The sequence below is a fragment of the Schlesneria sp. genome (genome assembly GCF_036405755.1).
In the GTDB taxonomy this organism is placed as follows: Bacteria; Planctomycetota; Planctomycetia; order Planctomycetales; family Planctomycetaceae; genus Schlesneria; species Schlesneria sphaerica.
In genome coordinates this window covers 1-17,526 of record NZ_DASWWZ010000239.1, presented here as the reverse complement: position 1 = coordinate 17,526, position 17,526 = coordinate 1, and the positions used below count along the sequence as shown (strand labels likewise).

The 17,526-nt window shown below is 55.9% G+C and carries 11 protein-coding genes; 7 read left to right on the top strand and 4 right to left on the bottom strand.

Annotated elements, in window-relative coordinates:
• On the bottom strand, positions 1-2,100 hold a 2,100-nt coding region (locus tag VGE80_RS08545), incomplete at its 3' end, for a zinc-dependent metalloprotease (protein ID WP_440592354.1).
• A 442-nt stretch (positions 2,101-2,542) separates the two neighbouring features.
• On the opposite strand from VGE80_RS08545, the gene VGE80_RS08540 reads away from it, so the two are divergent.
• Together VGE80_RS08540 and xerC are read left to right on the top strand one after the other, a co-directional pair.
• Positions 2,543-2,785 (top strand): hypothetical protein, encoded by a 243-nt coding sequence (locus tag VGE80_RS08540; RefSeq protein ID WP_373650933.1) that lies wholly within the window; start codon positions 2,543-2,545, stop codon positions 2,783-2,785.
• 344 nt (positions 2,786-3,129) lie between these two features.
• Positions 3,130-4,074, top strand: a complete 945-nt coding sequence (gene xerC, locus VGE80_RS08535) for a tyrosine recombinase XerC (RefSeq protein WP_440592353.1) — start codon at positions 3,130-3,132, stop codon at positions 4,072-4,074.
• Positions 4,075-4,124: 50 nt separating this feature from the next.
• Here xerC and pckA read toward each other — a convergent pair whose 3' ends face one another.
• Positions 4,125-5,702, bottom strand: a complete 1,578-nt coding sequence (pckA, locus tag VGE80_RS08530) for a phosphoenolpyruvate carboxykinase (ATP) (RefSeq protein WP_440592352.1) — start codon at positions 5,700-5,702, stop codon at positions 4,125-4,127.
• A 455-nt stretch (positions 5,703-6,157) separates the two neighbouring features.
• On the opposite strand from pckA, the gene VGE80_RS08525 reads away from it, so the two are divergent.
• From VGE80_RS08525 to VGE80_RS08505, 5 genes are all read left to right on the top strand, one after another.
• A complete protein-coding gene (locus tag VGE80_RS08525; RefSeq protein ID WP_440592351.1) occupies positions 6,158-7,108 on the top strand; it encodes a 6-phosphogluconolactonase in 951 nt (316 codons plus the stop codon).
• A 351-nt stretch (positions 7,109-7,459) separates the two neighbouring features.
• The gene (locus tag VGE80_RS08520) at positions 7,460-8,974 is read left to right on the top strand and encodes a hypothetical protein (protein WP_440592350.1); all 1,515 of its coding nucleotides are present in this window, start codon (positions 7,460-7,462) and stop codon (positions 8,972-8,974) included.
• Positions 8,975-9,099: 125 nt separating this feature from the next.
• Positions 9,100-9,897 (top strand): tRNA (guanine(46)-N(7))-methyltransferase TrmB, encoded by a 798-nt coding sequence (gene trmB, locus VGE80_RS08515; protein ID WP_440592349.1) that lies wholly within the window; start codon positions 9,100-9,102, stop codon positions 9,895-9,897.
• Positions 9,898-10,018: 121 nt separating this feature from the next.
• Positions 10,019-11,308, top strand: a complete 1,290-nt coding sequence (locus VGE80_RS08510) for a hypothetical protein (protein ID WP_440592348.1) — start codon at positions 10,019-10,021, stop codon at positions 11,306-11,308.
• Between the two features lie 72 nt (positions 11,309-11,380).
• Positions 11,381-12,613 (top strand): thioesterase, FlK family, encoded by a 1,233-nt coding sequence (locus VGE80_RS08505; RefSeq protein WP_440592347.1) that lies wholly within the window; start codon positions 11,381-11,383, stop codon positions 12,611-12,613.
• Between the two features lie 38 nt (positions 12,614-12,651).
• On the opposite strand, the gene VGE80_RS08500 is transcribed toward VGE80_RS08505, so the two are convergent.
• A complete protein-coding gene (locus VGE80_RS08500; RefSeq protein ID WP_440592346.1) occupies positions 12,652-14,694 on the bottom strand; it encodes a response regulator in 2,043 nt (680 codons plus the stop codon).
• Positions 14,695-14,800: 106 nt separating this feature from the next.
• Positions 14,801-17,526, bottom strand: a 2,726-nt coding sequence (locus VGE80_RS08495; protein WP_440592345.1) for a response regulator, incomplete at its 5' end; no start/stop codon positions are given.

The window sequence follows — 17,526 nt, the reverse complement described above, 5'->3', positions numbered from 1 at the left end:
GGAGGTGCCCCAATGTCGCCATCGGGTTGCCGCGAGGGAATTCAGCAGGGCAGGGTCGAACTTGTGAGCCACCAACCCCTGGTCCAGGATCAATCGGGTCGCACTTCGCTGCTGTGCTGCATCAACCGGCTTAAAGGGAGTACGAGCCTGATTGTCGCCCTTATGATCGCGGTAAATGTGCACTCCGCCGATCAGCTTCGAAGCAAAGCGGATGGTTCTGTAATACTCACCTATCAGGATTCCAAACGACTGCCGTGCGCGCTGGTATCCCTCGCCGTTGTCGACGGTCCGCTCCAGGAACTTCGGTAGAAGTGCGTTTACGATGGCGATTTGGCGCTGTGCGTAAACGACAGGATCCTTGCCCAGATCAAACCGGAAGGTGAGGGGGTCGGGATCGTTGGACTCTGCGTCCTCGTCGGTTCCAAAGTCGAGGCCACTTTCACCGCTGCGAGAGGCGATTTTTGCCAGTTCGGCGTTCTCGTCACCCGAGATCGGTTTGTAGCCGTACTCAATCGCCCAGTAGTCGTATGGGCCCAGGGTGGTGGTGTAGTACGCTGGCTGTTTCGTGCCGGCGGGGACGATATTCACGGGGGAATAATCCATCACACTCGCCACAGTCGGTTCATGGACCTTGGCAGCATCTTCCATTTCCGCGAGCGACTTCCAGGCACTGGCCTTGAAGTTGTGCCGCAGTCCCAGCGTATGGCCGACTTCGTGCATCACGACTTCTTTAAGGGCCTGCTGAAGATACTCTTCGGGCAATTCGCCACGCTTTTCAGTGAGGCCCTGCACTGCCATGACTGCTGCCGCAAACCCGGTCTGCTGCTGCATCCCTTCCGACAGCCGGCATTCGTGGAAAGCCCGATTTCCCGGCAGGCGGAGCGGACGTGGCCCCTTTACGGGAAGCTCTTCCCCAAACAGGGTGGCGATGGTGGCAGGAGTAAAGTTCTCGTACGTCGACTTCCACGACCGCAGGAAGCTGGCATCGAAGATGATGTCTGCATCCAGAATCTGACCCGTCAACGGGTTCGTACGGGAGGGGCCCATGGCAAAACCGGCTTCTGCTGTGATCCAGCGAAACGTGTTATGCTGCACATCTTCCGGATCCCAAGTGTCGTCATCACGCTGCTGCCGTACTTCGATGGCGTTGTCGAAACCGAGTTTCTCGAATGCCTTGTTCCAATCTTCGATCCCCGCTCTGACAATCGGACGCAAATTGAAGGGGACGGTCTTTTCGAGATAGAAGACAATCGGATCCTTCGGAGGAGAAATCTTCGCGGAAGGGTCCAGCTTCTGAAGGTCCCAGCGATTGATGTAGCGGACGAAGTGCTGATCGTCTGATACGTCACTGAAATCCTTCGTAACCGTAAGGAAGTAACCGATCCGGTCGTCTGCTTTTCGTGGTTTGTAGCCGGTTTGCGGCAACTGGCTGATACTGTAATGCATCATCACCTGCATTCCGCGCGGATCGGGTACCGCGTCCGACTCGTTCATGGGATCGCGCGAGTAGACTGCGGCAATGTCGATTTCCACATTCTTCGGAAATGTCTTCACATTGGCGATCGTACTGCGATCGAACACAAAGGATGCACCGAGCATTCGGCCGACCATTTCGTCGTCGCTCAGGAAAATGCGTGTCATATCGACCAGGTGGCCGCCCGGAGTGTCGGTCAGGATCGGCAGGGCGTAGAGAACGGAATCGCTGTAGGCCAATTTGACAGCGGTCGCTTCGGGACTTCCCGCTTTGGCTTTGAATTTGACGTTGCGACGCAGGACGTGAATCTTGTCTCCGACTTTACGGAACGACCAGAGAACATCGTCTCCCCACGTCATCCCGCCCAGAACCATCCCCTGGCTCACCCCGCGAGCGATCGAGCTGAGCATTAAGTAGTCTTGGTTGAGCTGAGCTTGTTTCAGGTCGACCAGGATTTGCTGGTCCTTCGTATAAACCGTCCAAAGTCCTCCGTCGACTTTTTTCAGGCCAGTCGTCAACGTATCAAACTTCGAGGGTGTTGCGGCGGGTTGCTGAGCGTGCGCGGCAATACCAGGGAAAGTCGCGGCCAGCACGAGCAGCGCAATAACCAATCGAAAACGAGCCATAAGTGTTGTTCCAGCAGGAAAATGAACTCGAACGGCAGTCCAGCCCTATAGTTGACGCAGGTTTCCCAATCTTTACAAAATTATGGCACACGTCCAGTGGTGCGTGCACGCTCAATTGTCAAAATTCAGCAGAATCGACCAGTTTCCGCTGCTCCTCGAAAATCTCTCGGGGACAGTGCATGCTGCGACGGCTGAAGCAACTTGGCAAGGTTAAACTTCTACGTGGACTTTGCCGATAAAATCGGCGGCACGGAAACGTTGTTTCATCCGTTTCACGACGATTCAAGCGGCTGAATAGAGTGAATCACGCGCAGTTCCCCTCCCTCTCACAGATTCCTGCGAATCTGTAGCTGATCGGTCGATATCCCTTTCACGACGCTGGCCTCGGCGGCAGCTTAATTACGCTTCAACTTCGAGATCGGACCCACGGAAGGGAAGAGTCATGCCTCAACACGGCGTTAATGTCCTCGCGCTGATCAAGGGACCCGAGCGTTTTGTGTTTCTCTACGACGATGAGAGCGCCGATCAACTGTTGCAGACGCTCGGCAAGTACGCGGCCGATCCCGAGCTGAACTTCTCGTGGTATGATGCCGCGACCCTGAGCCAGCGTGTCCGGAAACTCCGGGAAGCCGACTCCACGGACAAAGAACGTCCTCGCAATCGCATTCGCCGGTCCGCAGCCTGATCACCGGCTCTAGGCGAACTGATCGCGAAGATTGGCTCCGCCCCACCTGAAACCGTGCCGTCACAGCAGCCAACATTCGTGCCGCTGGACGCTGACACAACGAGGAACGATTGAGTCGGTAGCGAGCCACTGGGGATTGCGAAACGCACCGATCCCACCGCATCCGACCGGCGGTGGCCGGGTTGTTTTGGCAATGCGGACCAATCCAGAACAATCTTGAGTCGTCACCCACTGAATTGATACGGTCGTGCTGACCACGACTGCGAAATTGGTTCCGTTGAGTTCAGTCGATCCGATCGCGAACTTGAACAGCGCTTCTCGTCCTGGAAACAAGCAACGCCCCAATGTACGCCGCGATTGATGGCTTCCTGCGCTACCTGAAAATCGAGCGAAATGCGTCTGAGCTGACACTCAAATCCTACAGCGAGGACTTTGGCAGCCTGCTGGACTATTTTCGCGATCGCGTCGGGGACATTGTCGATCCAGCCGAAGTGCAAATCCCGCAGCTTCGCGGTTATGTCGCCTACCTTCATGAGTGCGACTACGCACGAACGACGATCGCCCGACGACTGGCCAGCCTGCGCAGCTTCTTCCGCTACTGCCAACGAGAAGGCCTTGTCAGTTCGAATCCTGCCAAAGTCCTTCGGACGCCCCGAGTCGGTCGGAAACTGCCTCACTTTCTCACGACTGAACAGATCACAAAACTTCTCGAAGCTCCTCCCGCCAATCAGGATGAGGGACTTCGCGACCGAGCGATTCTGGAGACGCTGTACTCTGCCGGTCTCCGAGTGGCTGAACTTGTCGGCCTGAACGTCGACCACTGGGACCAGGACGCCAACATCATCCGCGTCTTCGGAAAAGGAAAGAAAGAGCGGATCGCACCGATCGGACGTTTTGCCGCTCAAGCACTCTACCGCTGGCTGGAGGTCCGCAAAGAGGCTCCTGGCGCAGGTCCCAAAGACCAGGGAGCACTCTTCTTAAATCGCTTCGGCACGCGACTGACAACACGCAGCATCGGTCGAATGCTGGAAAAGTATCTGAAGCTGACGGGTCTCGACAAACTCACCACCCCCCACACCTTGCGTCATTCGTTTGCAACTCACCTTCTGGATGGGGGTGCCGACCTGCGTTCCGTTCAGGAACTGCTGGGACATAAAAGTCTGACAACAACCCAGATCTACACACACGTCAGTACAAAACGTCTGAAAGACACCTACGAAAACGCGCACCCCCACGCCGCCAAAAATCATCGCCCGGGTCGAGGCGAACGGCCCCCCGCTGAAAAATAGCGGCCCGCTCACGTCATCCTCGCTGATGGCGCCATTGGCACCCCCGAGGATCAACCGTCCATCGAACCGGTGATGACTCCCCCTTCCTGGAACTGGGCATAGTTTTCCGCGAACGAGTCGGCCAGTCGGCGGGCACTCGCTTCGTAATGGGAAACGTCAGCCCAGGCTTTTCGCGGATCGAGGATTTCGTCGGGGACTTTGCTGCACCGGGTGACAACGTGTAGCCCGAAAATGGGATCCAATTGAGTCGGCGCGTCCCGGAGTTCCCCCGAGTGGATCGCGTCGATGATGGCCCGAGTGTAGGCCAGCTTCATTCGAGCGCCGATTCCGTAGGGGCCACCGCTCCAACCCGTATTCACCAGCCAGACCTTGGCGTCGTGCTTTTGGATCTTTTCCGCCAGCAGTTCTGCATACTTCTGCGGGTGCCAGACAAGGAACGGTCCGCCAAAACAGGGCGAGAACGTTGCCTGAGGCTCTTTCACACCGACTTCCGTTCCCGCGATCTTGGCCGTGTAACCGTTCACAAAATGGAAAATTGCCTGCTCGGTCGTTAATCGACTGACCGGCGGCAGGACTCCAAACGCGTCGCACGTCAGGAAGATGACATCAGTCGGGTGGCCCGCAACGCAGGGAATTTTCGCATTCGTCACATATTCTATGGGGTATGCACCCCGAGTGTTCTGCGTGATGGTCGAATTGTTGAAGTCGACGTGATGATGGGCGTCATCGTAGACGACGTTTTCCAGCACCGCCCCGTAACGCAGCGCCTGGAAGATCTCCGGCTCGGATTCTCGTGAGAGGTAGATCGCCTTGGCGTAGCAGCCCCCCTCAATGTTGAAAATTCCTTCGTTCGACCAGCAGTGCTCGTCGTCACCAATCAGAGACCGACGGGGATCGGCAGAGAGCGTGGTTTTCCCCGTTCCGGAGAGTCCAAACATGATCGAGGACTGCTCCGTGACTCGATCTGCTGTTGCCGAACAGTGCATCGAAAGCACTCCTCGTTTCGGCATCAGATAATTCATGATCGTGAAGATGCCCTTCTTCATCTCGCCTGCATACTCGGTCCCCAGAATGACAACTTCACCGTTCTCAAAACTGACGTCAACGCTGGTCTTGGACGTCATACCGGTCGTGTAACGGTTCGCCGGGAACCTTCCTGCGTTGTAGATGACGAAGTCGGGCACGCCAAAGTTCGCCAACTGGTCGTCAGTAGGACGAATCAGCATCTGATGCATAAACAGGGCGTGATAGGGCCGAGAACAGATCACTCGAACTTTGATCTGGTGCTGCGGATCCCAACCGGCGAACGCGTCGACGACGTAAAGCCTTTCGCAGATATTCAGATAATCCTTGGCCCGCTCGCGATTGATTGAGAACGTGGCATCGTCCAGCGGAAAATTCACGGGTCCCCACCAGATGTCATCTGCCGACGCGGAATTTTTGACAAGTCGTTTATCCTGTGGCGAGCGACCTGTTTTCTCCCCGGAATAGGCGATGAGTGCTCCAGAGTTGGAAATGCGCGTCCCCGGTTCGTAGCGAATCGCCTCTTCATAGAGTTGTGAGGGATCGGCGTTCCGCAGAATCGTGGGAGCCTTCAATCCATGTACGGACAGATCAAAATTGGCCATCGGTTGCTCCTGAGTGTCCGGCGAAGTCATGTCGACTCGATTGTTGCGCATGAATCCATTCAAACCGGAACGAGTAGACGATCGATTCACAAAGCGGGGAACCACTCGGGCGGATCCGAATCACTTACGGTCAAACGGATCGACGTGACGCCGCCAGTGGACTGGTTCATTCTGGTGACTTAGCGAAAGCATAGCAGATCCCTTCCCAAACACGTCGCCAAGGGTTGTCTCCTGCACCTGCGAGCACAAAGTAGCGGGGAATCGGAACGGTCGGACAGTTTCAGCAATTTGACTTATAAGGTCAATTCCCGTTGGAAGCCGGGCGTTTCCGAAATCCGGGCGAAAATCATGATCGCACCAGAGGCATAACTCACCCACAAACGTCTACAATCGGGCTTCGCTGTGGCAACTGCTTCTCGATGATTCAACCTGCATTTGACTTGGGAGTTTAGTTAATGGATTTGCTTACGACATTGTCGGGTTCGTTGATGGAAGGCTTCTATCCGTCTGGCTGGGATCTCGCGAAAATCGACGCATGCGTCGACCCCGATCCCTCAACGATTACGGTCCGTCAGAAGAGCTGGCACTCGGGCTTCCAGCTAATCCCCTGTACCAGCCTGGCCGACTTCGACATGATGCTCGGGCATGAAATTGCCCACACGATCAAGCAGGCCCGGGATGCGGGCGAACAGGCTGCCATGATTCTGCCCGTGGGTCCGATGGGCATGTATCGCTGGGCCGTCTATTTCCTGACAGAATGGAATGTCTCGTGCGATCATGTGCATGGTTTCAACATGGACGAATGGTCGGACATCGCTGGCAATACGCTCCCATCGTCCAATACGGGATCATTTCAGTATGCCATGGAGCAGGCGTTTTACGGTCCTCTCAAAAAATTGACCGTTCCCAAGAAACAGCGTAACTTTGCCACGAAGAAACTGCTGCCGACCTACGCCGAAAAGATCGGCGAACTACGATCCCGCGGCGCAAAGCTGACCACCATCTTCGGTATTGGCCGCGTTTGCCATATCGCATTCTGGGAACCTCACTTCGCCGCCGAATACTCATCGGTGGCCGAATGGAAGCAACAGACTCATCGGCTGGGTGCCAAGCTGCATCCTCTGACGATCGAACAGAATGCCCTGACCAGTTTCAAGAGCCGCACGACGCATGTCCCGGCGTTCGCCAATACGATCGGCCCAGGCTTGTTCCTCGGCTGCGATAAGATCATCGGCGGCGCTGACGGCACCTTCGGCCGTGGAATGCAGTGGCAGGGCCTGTCGCTCTGGATGACCCTGCGACACGAGCCGACCCCGTGGATTCCTTCGACATTTATGCCCGGACAGCCCGGTCGCCTGTTCTTCCTGCAAGATCTGGCCGGTCCGCTGGTTGCTGAATGTAACTGAGCCTCGTCCGCTTCCTTCGACTTCACGCACGGCAAGTTCGGGCGAAGAAGACGCGAAGAGGAAAGAAATCAGTGGGGCCACGGCAGCGAAATTCATTCGCCACTGTGGCCCTCACTGTTGAATGAACCAGCGCAGCCAGCCGGGTTTCCAACTGCGACGAACACAATCGTCTTATCGATGACGGTGTCCGATTCTATCTGGATCACAGCATCGAAGCTGCGATCCCCGTCACTAGACTTAGGGATGTCGATTGACTGACAATGGATGATTCCATTCCTACGAGATTCTGAAAATCGATCCCCAGGGTGGATTAGGAACACGTCGCTTGGCCCCTTGTCGAGAAGCCGATCCATGCCGACTCCAGGTTCAGTCATCTACCATCAGCTGCAATCCGCGCTCGACCATCAGCGGTTGGCCGTCGCAGAGCGGACACGAGATGTGGAGATGCTCGACAGTCAGTTAAAAGAATTGGTCTCGCGCAAAGGGGCGACTCTCCTCGAACTGGCGCAGCACTATCTGCCTGAATTCAGCCGATCGTCGATTGAAACGACTTTTGCCGAAGTCCGGGCGACGTTACTGGAGATTATGGGGCGTAAAGAGCGGATCCATGCCGAGTTAACCGCTCGGGCCAGCCGATTCGTCGAATCGTGCCGTAAGCTCGAGAAGGATCTCGACGGGATCACCGAACAATTGAATGAACACGTGCGACGACGTGACGATCTGGAGAGAGTCGTTGCTGACCGTCTTAAGGACGACACGCATTTCCAGGAACTTTCGCACGACGCGGCCCAGATGGAAGCGCGTCTGCAGCGGAATGAGGCCCGCGTCCTCGAACTCCAGGCCTCTGCAAAGGAAAAGCTTCCGCCCTACGAGAAAAGTTCCCTCTTTCAGTACCTCTACCGGATCGGTTACGGAACATCCGCTTACCGGGCGAAAGGATTCCTCAGATCCCTAGACAGATGGGTCGCGAGGATCATCGATTTTCCCAAAGCACGGAACGGGTATGAGTTTCTCCGGAATACGCCCAAACTGATGGCGGAAGAAGTCGAACGCCGCAAAACCGAATTCAAGGGCTTGATGGAAGAGATCGAAGATATTGAGTACCAGATTACCGACTCCGTCGGGCTGACCGCGGTTCTGGAAGCAGGCCGAAAACTCGGGGCAAAGCGAGAGGAAATTGTCGCAACCCTGGAGAAGACCCGAAATGAACTGCAGGCCGTCGATGCCGAACTCGAGGAACTTGATCAGACACAGGGCCATTTCTACGAAGAGGCCATCAAAAAGTTCGAAAAGTTCCTCAGCCAGACAGAAACAGGAGTCCTCCAGAACAGGGCCAGACGTACCCCGGACCCCCGCGATGACGAGATTGTGTCTCGGGTCACCGAGCTGACGGCCCAGATCGAGCGACTTAAGCCTCAAATCGTGGACGCCCAGCGTAACCGCAAGCTGGCTGAAGATCTGGCGGGAGGTATGGATCTGGTCGTGAACCGATTTCGTCAGAACAACTTTGATTCTGAGCGAAGTTCATTCTCCGATTCACTGGACCCTGACACCGAACTGACACGTTATCTACAGGGGCTGACCAAACCGGAAGAATTCTGGCAAATCATCAGACGGCAGCAGCAGTTTCAGCCAAACTGGGCCGAGAACATGTCAGCGCAAGGGGCCAATGTCGTCTTGGAAGCCCTCAATAATCCCGCTTTGTCTCGCGCTCTCGTCAACGCAACTGCCCAAGTTGTCGAAGGTGCTCTGAACTCGATGGCGCAACGAGGAATCGAACGGCGTGCTCCTGAGCGACGTGTCCATCAGGAACGGGTCGGGCGTCCCCGTAGCGGAGGCCACTTCACCACCGGAGAAGGGTTCTAATCCCATCTGTTCGGACAGTCGCTATGATAGGGGGCAGAGCGTCCGGTCGACTTGCACTCAGTCAGCGAAGTTGAGTCACGACCTCCGCAGACGCCGCGACCGAGTCACTTTTTTGGACGACGACCGTGCCCCCTTTCAGTCCCTTTGAACGCCCCAAGCGCCAGATCGAACGCGAATTCGGTGTTCCCGTACCGGGCGAGATTCTTGCCCCGGAAAAATGGACACAGACCGCCATCAAAAAGCTCCCTCCGCCGGGACCGTTGGACTTTGCCGCGTTGTTCGGTCGTACGGCTCCCGTCATGCTCGATATCGGGTGTGGCAATGGACGATCTACTCTGGCCTCGGCAATCTGGCGGCCGGACGTTGATCACCTTTCTTCAGACGTCCTTCCCGTGGTCATTCGTTATGCGACCCGACGAGCTAACCAGCGAGGATTGACCAATGTCCGCTTCGCCGTCATCGGTGGACGGGAACTGCTGGCGGATTACATCGCACCACAATCGGTGGCGGAAATTCACGTATATCATCCGCAGCCATACTACGAGGCGAGTCAGGTTCACCGGCGTTTGATCACCCCCGAATTTATCGCGCTCGTCCATCGTTCTCTGGCCCCGGGGGGACAGATCGTCCTGCAGACAGATAACCCCGGATATTGGAAATACATGCAGCAGGTGGTGCCGATCTTTTTTGAATGGCAATCGCATCCGAATCCGTGGCCCGATGCCCCCAAGGGGCGGACACGACGTGAAATCATTGCCATGAGGCAATCACTGCCTATTTTTCGCGGGACCGGAAAACCCCGCACTGACGTATCCCCGACAGACGCACTCAAGCTGGCGGCGACTCTTCCCCCTCCGACGTTCGACGCCGACCGGAAACTCCGTGCCCTTGATCGGCTCGAAAGAGATTCGGGCGGCTCGTAGAACGCAAGGTGAATCGGTAGTGCCAACGCTCCGAGTCCGATCTCGGAAAAATTTACTGTCCAGCACGCAGGATTCCGGAACTCATTTTTTCGATCTGGTCCCTCTTTTTCTGAGTCACCCCATGGCGAAGTCAAAAGCAGTCCGTGCCTGTGTCGCAAGTCTGACTGCAGGCGCCGTTCTGTTCTGCCTGACCGCAGATTCAGCACCACCCAAGCTGCGGGGTGTGAAGCTGGGGACGCGCGCGCTGCTCAAGCTTGAGCAGGAATACATCGCACCGCTCGGGACCGACGAATCGCCACTCTCTAAAGGAATGAAGGCCGACTTGTACCTTCAGACCGGGAAAAAGCTTGAGCAAGTCGAGATCACCGAACTATTGCCCGGCAAACAGAAAAACACACTGAAAATCCTGGGAATCACACTCCCGAAGGGAGGTAAGCAAAAGATCCCCGCCACAAACCTGGCTCATCTGGCGACGGAGGACAAGGTTTTTGATGTCGTGCAGGATCCCTCGGCAAAGTCATTCTTCCTGCTTGATCTCGCTCGAAGAGATGAACTGGCACAAGCACGGTTGTCGCGAACGGGTCACGCTCTCTGGGACGATCCATCCGACGAGGAACGTGCGGAGTCGATTGAAAAATCGAAAGAGTTGTTCAAGGAAGCTCGGAAGCTCTTCCCCGGACACAACTTCCTGATGCAGGAGACGGAGTTCTACCTGTTTTTCACAGATCTACCCGCAGAACAGATCGCGGGATACCTCAATAATCTTGACACGATGTATCGACAGCTTTGCCTGGCGTTTGGAATCTTGCCCGACAAGAACATCTGGAAAGGAAAATGTCCCGTGCTGGCGTTCGCTAACGCCGAGATGTACCACCATTTTGAAGCCACGGTCATGAAGAACCCAAAATCGGAGGGGACGCAGGGACTGCACCACGGATCGTACGACGGCAGCGTTGTGATTGTCATTTGGATTGGTAAGGACCCTGCTTATTTTGCAGCAACGCTGGTCCATGAAACCGCTCACGGGTTCGTCCATCGGATGCGATCCAACGTACACATCGTTCCCTGGCTGAATGAAGGGATTGCCGAATGGATTGCGGGCGTCGCCGTTCCGGGGACACCTGCCGTCGCTCGGAGACAGTCGGACGGCATCGCCTTCCTGCGTATGAACCGCACAATGGGAGGATTTTTCCAGAAAGTCGACGGACTCACCCCGACAGACTACGGCATCGCATCAAGCTTGACCGAATTCATGCTGCAAACGGATGCCAATCTGTACCGCGCATTCCTGACGGCCATCAAAGACGGATACCCGCTCGATGAGGCACTCAAACTGACGTATGACTGTACCCCCGAAGTGCTCGTGGAATCATTCGGCAACTCCATCGGCGTACCTGATCTCCAGCCCTGACACCTGCGGACTCGATCTCCATAACTTCCGTTCGGTCGTCGATTGGCCGATCTTCATTGCGAACCAAGACCTATGAAATCCGGTTTAACAATTGGGACCATCGGAAAACTCGACCGGTTTGTGGATGGATCCAGCGTGATCCATCTCGGGGCTTCTCAACCGGTCGGAGCAATGGTCTTTTCAACGCCAGCGATGATCGACCTGATGGAACACGCGGCTCGTGAGGCGCTGTTACCGTTTCTAGAAGACGGAGAAGAATCAGTCGGAGCGACTGTTTCCGTCGAACATCTGGCTGCCTCCCCGATCAACTCGGTCGTGCGGGCCGAGGCGAAAGTGACGGCGATCGACGGACGGTTGATTGATTTTGAACTGGCGGCATTCGACACCAAAGACCAGATTGGTCGTGGTACACACCGTCGTGCAGTGATCCGCACCGAGAAGTTCGCTGCCAGGCTGGAAGACAAAGCCAGCCAAATGCGGGAGGGGTCAGTCCTGCCGGTCTCACCGCAACAGAATCATTCAGACCTGCCTCCCCTCAAGACGTTACGAGTCGAACGAGCGGGGGCCATCGCCACGGTCTGGCTAAACCGTCCTGCAAAGCTGAACGCGGTCGACCGACAGATGACGGCGGATCTGGAGGAACTCAACGCCTGGCTGGCGGGTCACCCCGACGTTCGAGTGGTGATCGTGACGGGCAGTGGAGAAGCCTTCTGCGCAGGGGACGACGTCACCGAGGTCGGCACGCTCGATCTGGCGGAAGCAACCCGACTCAGCCATCGACAGGCATCTCTGTACCTCGCCTGGGAGAAACTGCCTCAGGTATTCATCGCGGCGATTAACGGAGTGGCATTTGGAGGGGGATGTGTGCTGGCATATTCGTGCGATTTCCGCATTGCCTCACATTCCTCACGCTTTTCCATGCCCGAGATTAAACTGGGTTGGCCACCCGGCTATGGAATCGCTCAATTGACGGCACTGGTTGGCAAAGCCCGCGCCCTCGAGTTATGTCTTACCGGCAAACAGATCACCTCGCAGCAAGCCAGCCAGTACGGTCTGGTCCATGATCTCGTTCCTCAAACGCGGCTGCTAAGCAGCGCAGGGGAGCTAGCCCAGCAATTCCTGGCTCAGCCCGCCGCCGCTCTTCGTCTGACAAAACAACTGATCCACGCGGACGAAGGAACACAAGCAAAGCAGGCCTACCTCGCAGATACGGCAGCCTACATCCAGTGCCTAGGATTACCCGATGCGCAAGAAGGGATCGCTGCTTTCAATGAGAAACGGAAACCACGCTTCAATGGAAAGTAAGCCTGCCTGAGCGTCCGCAGCAACCCCCAAACCGGAAGTCAATTAGAGGATTTCAGTTCTGTCAGTAACCCTTCCAGAATCATGGGGTCCATCGGTTTAACGATGTGCAAATCGAAGCCTGCATCTCGGGATCGCTTCTTATCTTCGTTTTGTCCCCACCCGGTCTGGGCAATCAGGACGGTCTCTTTCCCCCAGGGTTGACTGCGGATCTCGCGGCATGCGTCATAGCCATTCATTCGCGGCATGCCAATGTCCATCAGAATGACGTCCGGACGGAACGTGGCGGCCAGTATGACGGCCTCTTCACCATCGTTCGCTGTATGGACTTCGTTCCCCATGATCTTGAGAATTCTGGCCAGACTGGTCGCCGAGTCCTCGTTGTCATCGGCGATCAGAATTCGGCGGGGCGGCGTCGATGTTGCGGCGGGCCCGCCGGGAGAAGACGGCTCAGCGGGACTGCTTTTCAGGACCGCGAGTGGCAACCGAACGATGAATTCGCTTCCCCTTCCGCTGCCGTCACTGTGAGCTTTTACGTCACCGCCGTGCATTTGTACCAGGCGCTGGACAAGTGACAGTCCGATTCCCAGGCCACCGTTTGAGCGTTCCAGCGATTGATCGACCTGAGTGAACAGCTCGAAGATCTGATGGAGCATCTCGGTCGGAATCCCAATGCCATTGTCCTTTACACTGACCACAATTTCGCGCCCCAATCGGGCAGCGGTCAGGGCAATCTGTGACCCTCTTTCACTGTATTTTGCCGCGTTATTCAGCAGGTTCGCGAACACCTGCCCTAATCGGGTGACGTCTGCATCCATAAAGAGTGGTTCGGACGGCAGATCAACACGGAGTTCGTGGCCACTCGATTCAATCAAAGACCGGCTGGTCTCGAGGGCGTTGTTGAGAATCACATTGAGATCCACTCGTTCAATCCGCAGGTCCAGTTTACCCCGGCTGATTCGGCTGACATCAAGCAGGTCATCGACCAGATGAACCATCTGCGCGAGCTGCCGTTCCATCACAGTCCGCGCCTCCTGGACGATCTCCGCGTCCCCAGGTGCCAGCTTGATGATCTGGAGCGAATTGCGTATCGGGGCCAGCGGATTGCGAAGTTCGTGCGCCAGGGTGGCCAGGAACTCATCTTTACGGCGGTCCGCTTCCGTGATCGCCTGCTGCAGTTTTTTCTGCGACGTGACATCCACCATGACCACGCCAGCACCGATTGTTTCCGTCTGCACCTGGACCGGGTAGTAACTCGCCAACCAGTGCAGAACATCCCCGGAGGTCGCTGACGTACCCGATACTTCGATATTCACGACGGGCTCACCAGCGATCGCCCGTTGAAGTAGCGGCTGCAGGTCGGGCCACAGGTCAGGCACAACCTCCGCCACCTTTCGACCGAGATGATCGTTGAGTGGGACACCGTGGTAGTCGGCGAGAGTTTCGTTAACTCGAGCGAATTTCAGATCTCGATCGATAAACGCCAATCCCACCGGTGCTGTTGCAGCCAGAGTATCAAGTAACGCGAAGGACTCTTGGAGCGCTGAACTGATTTCAGCGAGCGCCTGGGTTCGGTTTGATACCCGCTGTTCGAGTGTTTCATTGAGCTGCCTGAGATCATCTTCAACCCGCCGCCGCTCTGCGTTCTCGGCGATGAGCGCGCGATTGGCTTCTGCAAGTTCACGTCGTTTGCTGTAAAGTTCAGCAAAAACAGCGACTTTTGACCGCAGCACCGCAGGATTCACGGGTTTGTGGAGATAGTCCACAGCCCCCGTTCCGTATCCTTCGAGCATGTGCTGATCTTCGTTGTAGTATGCGGTCAAAAAGATAATCGGAACGCTGGCCGTTTTCTTTCGTTCCTTAATCATCTGAGCCAGCTCAAACCCTGTCATTCCCGGCATGCGGATATCAAGAATGAGCAGCGCAAACTCATCTGCCACCAGCGCCAGCAGGGCTTCGTCGGGAGATTCTGCTCGCACCAGCCGGTAGTGCGGATCATCGAGGATCGTTTCCAGAACCGTCAGATTTTTCGGCTCATCATCCACGATCAGGATATTAATGGCGCCGCTGTGCGATGCAGACATCGGAGCCTCCTTGAGGGGTGATTGCCTGAGAGAGCGATCAGTGAGCCCGCAGATCGACGAGCGTGAATCCATGTTCATAACAGCAGTGGTTTTATCAGGGTCGAAACTATCGGAACAGCCAGACACGCAACAACGAGAGTAACTGGTCCGTATTCACCGGTTTGGCGATGTAGTCACTTGCGCCGGCGTCGAGGCATTTCTCCCGATCGCCTTTCATTGCCTTTGCCGTCAGGGCCAGGATCGGCAGCGTACGAAATTCGGGGTCTTTGCGGATCTCCCGCATCGTTTCGTAACCGTCCATTTCCGGCATCATGATGTCCATGAGAACCATACTCAGGTCGGGCGTATTCCTGATCATTTCAATCGCCGCCCGGCCGTTCGTCGCGGTCAGTACGTCCATTTCCTGATTCTCAAGCAACGACGTCAATGCAAAGATGTTACGGGCATCATCATCCACAACCAGTATCTTTCGATGATGCAAGACTTCGTTGGAATTATGCAGTCGCTCCAGCATCTTGCGTTTTTCCACCGGTAGATCGGTGACGACGCGATGCAAAAATAGCGCCGTCTCGTCAAGCAGCCTTTCCGGCGACTGCACGTCCTTGAGAATAATACTTCTTGCCATCACCTTCAGACGGTTCTGTTCCTCCATGGAAAGTTCTTTCCCTGTGAAGACCACGACGGGAATATCCGGTTTCGGCGTCTGTTTTTGAAGGTACTCAAGCAGTTCAAACCCCGACATATCGGGCAGCCTCAGGTCGAGAACCATGCAGTCGAAAGATCCTTCTTCGATGGCGGCCTTCGCTTCGCCGCCCGAGCCCGCGGCAACAATTTCCACATCGCTGTGTGCAAGCAGATCGACGATCGACTGCCGTTCGATGTCGTTGTCTTCGACGATCAGAAGTCGTTTTGTTGTGTTACTGATGAAATGCCTGATCCGATCAAAAGCTGTCTCCAGCCCCTCCGTCGTCGATGACTTGACGAGACACGCGAACGCGCCATGTGCCAGACCATGCTGACGTTCCTCTTCCATCGAAACAACCAGTACAGGAATGTGTCTGGTAACAGGATCCAGCTTTAACTGATTCAGCACGGTCCAGCCGAGCATGTCAGGCAGGAAGATATCTAAAGAAATCGCTGTCGGATTGAATTGTCGTGCTAATGACAGCCCTAACGATCCCTTATTTCCAACGATTCCTTTGAAACCTTTATCTCGCGCCAATCCCAGCAGAATTCGGGCATAATGAGGATCATCCTCGATAATCAGCATGATCAGGTCACCCTCGTCGATGGCCTTGCGATCATCTTCGACATGTTCTTCGGCGACCATTGGCCGTACAGTAATGCTCTGAGCCACATCTGGTACGAGATTGCTGGTTGCGGCGGGGCTCGGAGAATTCGCGGGCCCCGAATAGTGCAGTGGAAGATAAAGCGTGAATGTGCTTCCCTGACCATGGATGCTGGTCAGTTTAATCTCGCCCCCTAGCAGGATGGCCAGCTCGCGACTGATCGCCAGCCCCAACCCCGTTCCACCATACTTGCGAGACGTCCCCGCATCCGCCTGCTGGAAGGCTTCGAAAATCAGTCGTTGCTTGTCAGGGGGAACCCCGATCCCGGTATCTTCCACCGAGAATGCAAGCACCTGCTGGGTCGAATTGAGCACGGGATGATCGATACTCCATCCTTCCGTCGCGAACCGAACTCCCACTTCGACGTGTCCGTGGGAGGTAAATTTGACCGCGTTCGAAAGCAGGTTTTTCAGAATCTGCTGCAATCGTTTTGGGTCGGTGTCCATGGACCGTGGAAGGTCATCGGAGAAGTGGACATTGAACGGAAGGTTCTTCGCTTCGGCCACGTGACGGAAGTTCCGGTCGATGGTATCCCGCAGTCCCGCAAACGGAATCTCTTCGACGTCGACGGTGACCGTGCCCGATTCGATCTTCGACAGGTCCAGAATGTCATTGATCAGATGCAGCAGGTCCGAGCCGGAGGAGTTGATGTTGCGCGAGAACTCGATCTGCCTGGGAGTCAGGTTGCCGCCCGAATTTCCCGCGAGCTGCTGACTGAGAATCAGAATCGAATTCAGCGGCGTTCGGAGTTCATGAGACATGTTCGCCAGGAACTCGGACTTGTACTTGGATGTCAGCGCAAGTTCCTCGGCTTTTTCTTCCAGCGCCCTGCGGGCCTGTTCCACTTCCCGGTTCTTCCGTTCGACTTCTTCGTTCTGCTCGGCAAGCAGTTTGGCTTTCAGCCCCAGTTCACGGTTCGTTTGCTGAAGTTCACTCTGGCGGGACTGAAGTTCGACGGTCAGTTGCTGCGATTGCGACAGCAGGCCTTCTGTCCGCATCGTCGCCTCGATCGTATTGAAGACAGCTCCGATGCTTTGCGTCAGCAGTTCCAGAAATGCGAGCGATCCCGCACTAAACTGCTGGAGCGTCGCCAATTCAATCACCGCCTTTGTCTGTCCTTCAAACAGGACCGGCAGCACGATGATGCTGAGGTGCTGTGCATGACCAAGGCTCGAATGGATCGAGATAAAATCGGGTGGAACGTTCGTCAGGAGTATTCGCTTCTTGTCGACCGCACACTGGCCGACCAGACCCGAGCCTGGCCGAATCTCTGCCTCGAACTGGCGGCTGCCGACGTGCGCGTAGCTCGACAGCAACTTGAGCGTGGAACTGCCCAAATGGTCTGTCAGGTGATAAATCGTTCCCTGATGTGCGTCGACGAGCGGCGCCAGTTCCATCAGCAGCAGTTGTCCGACGGTACTCAGTTCCCGTTGACCTTGTAACATCCCGGTGAACTTGGCGAGGTTCGTTTTGAGCCAGTCCT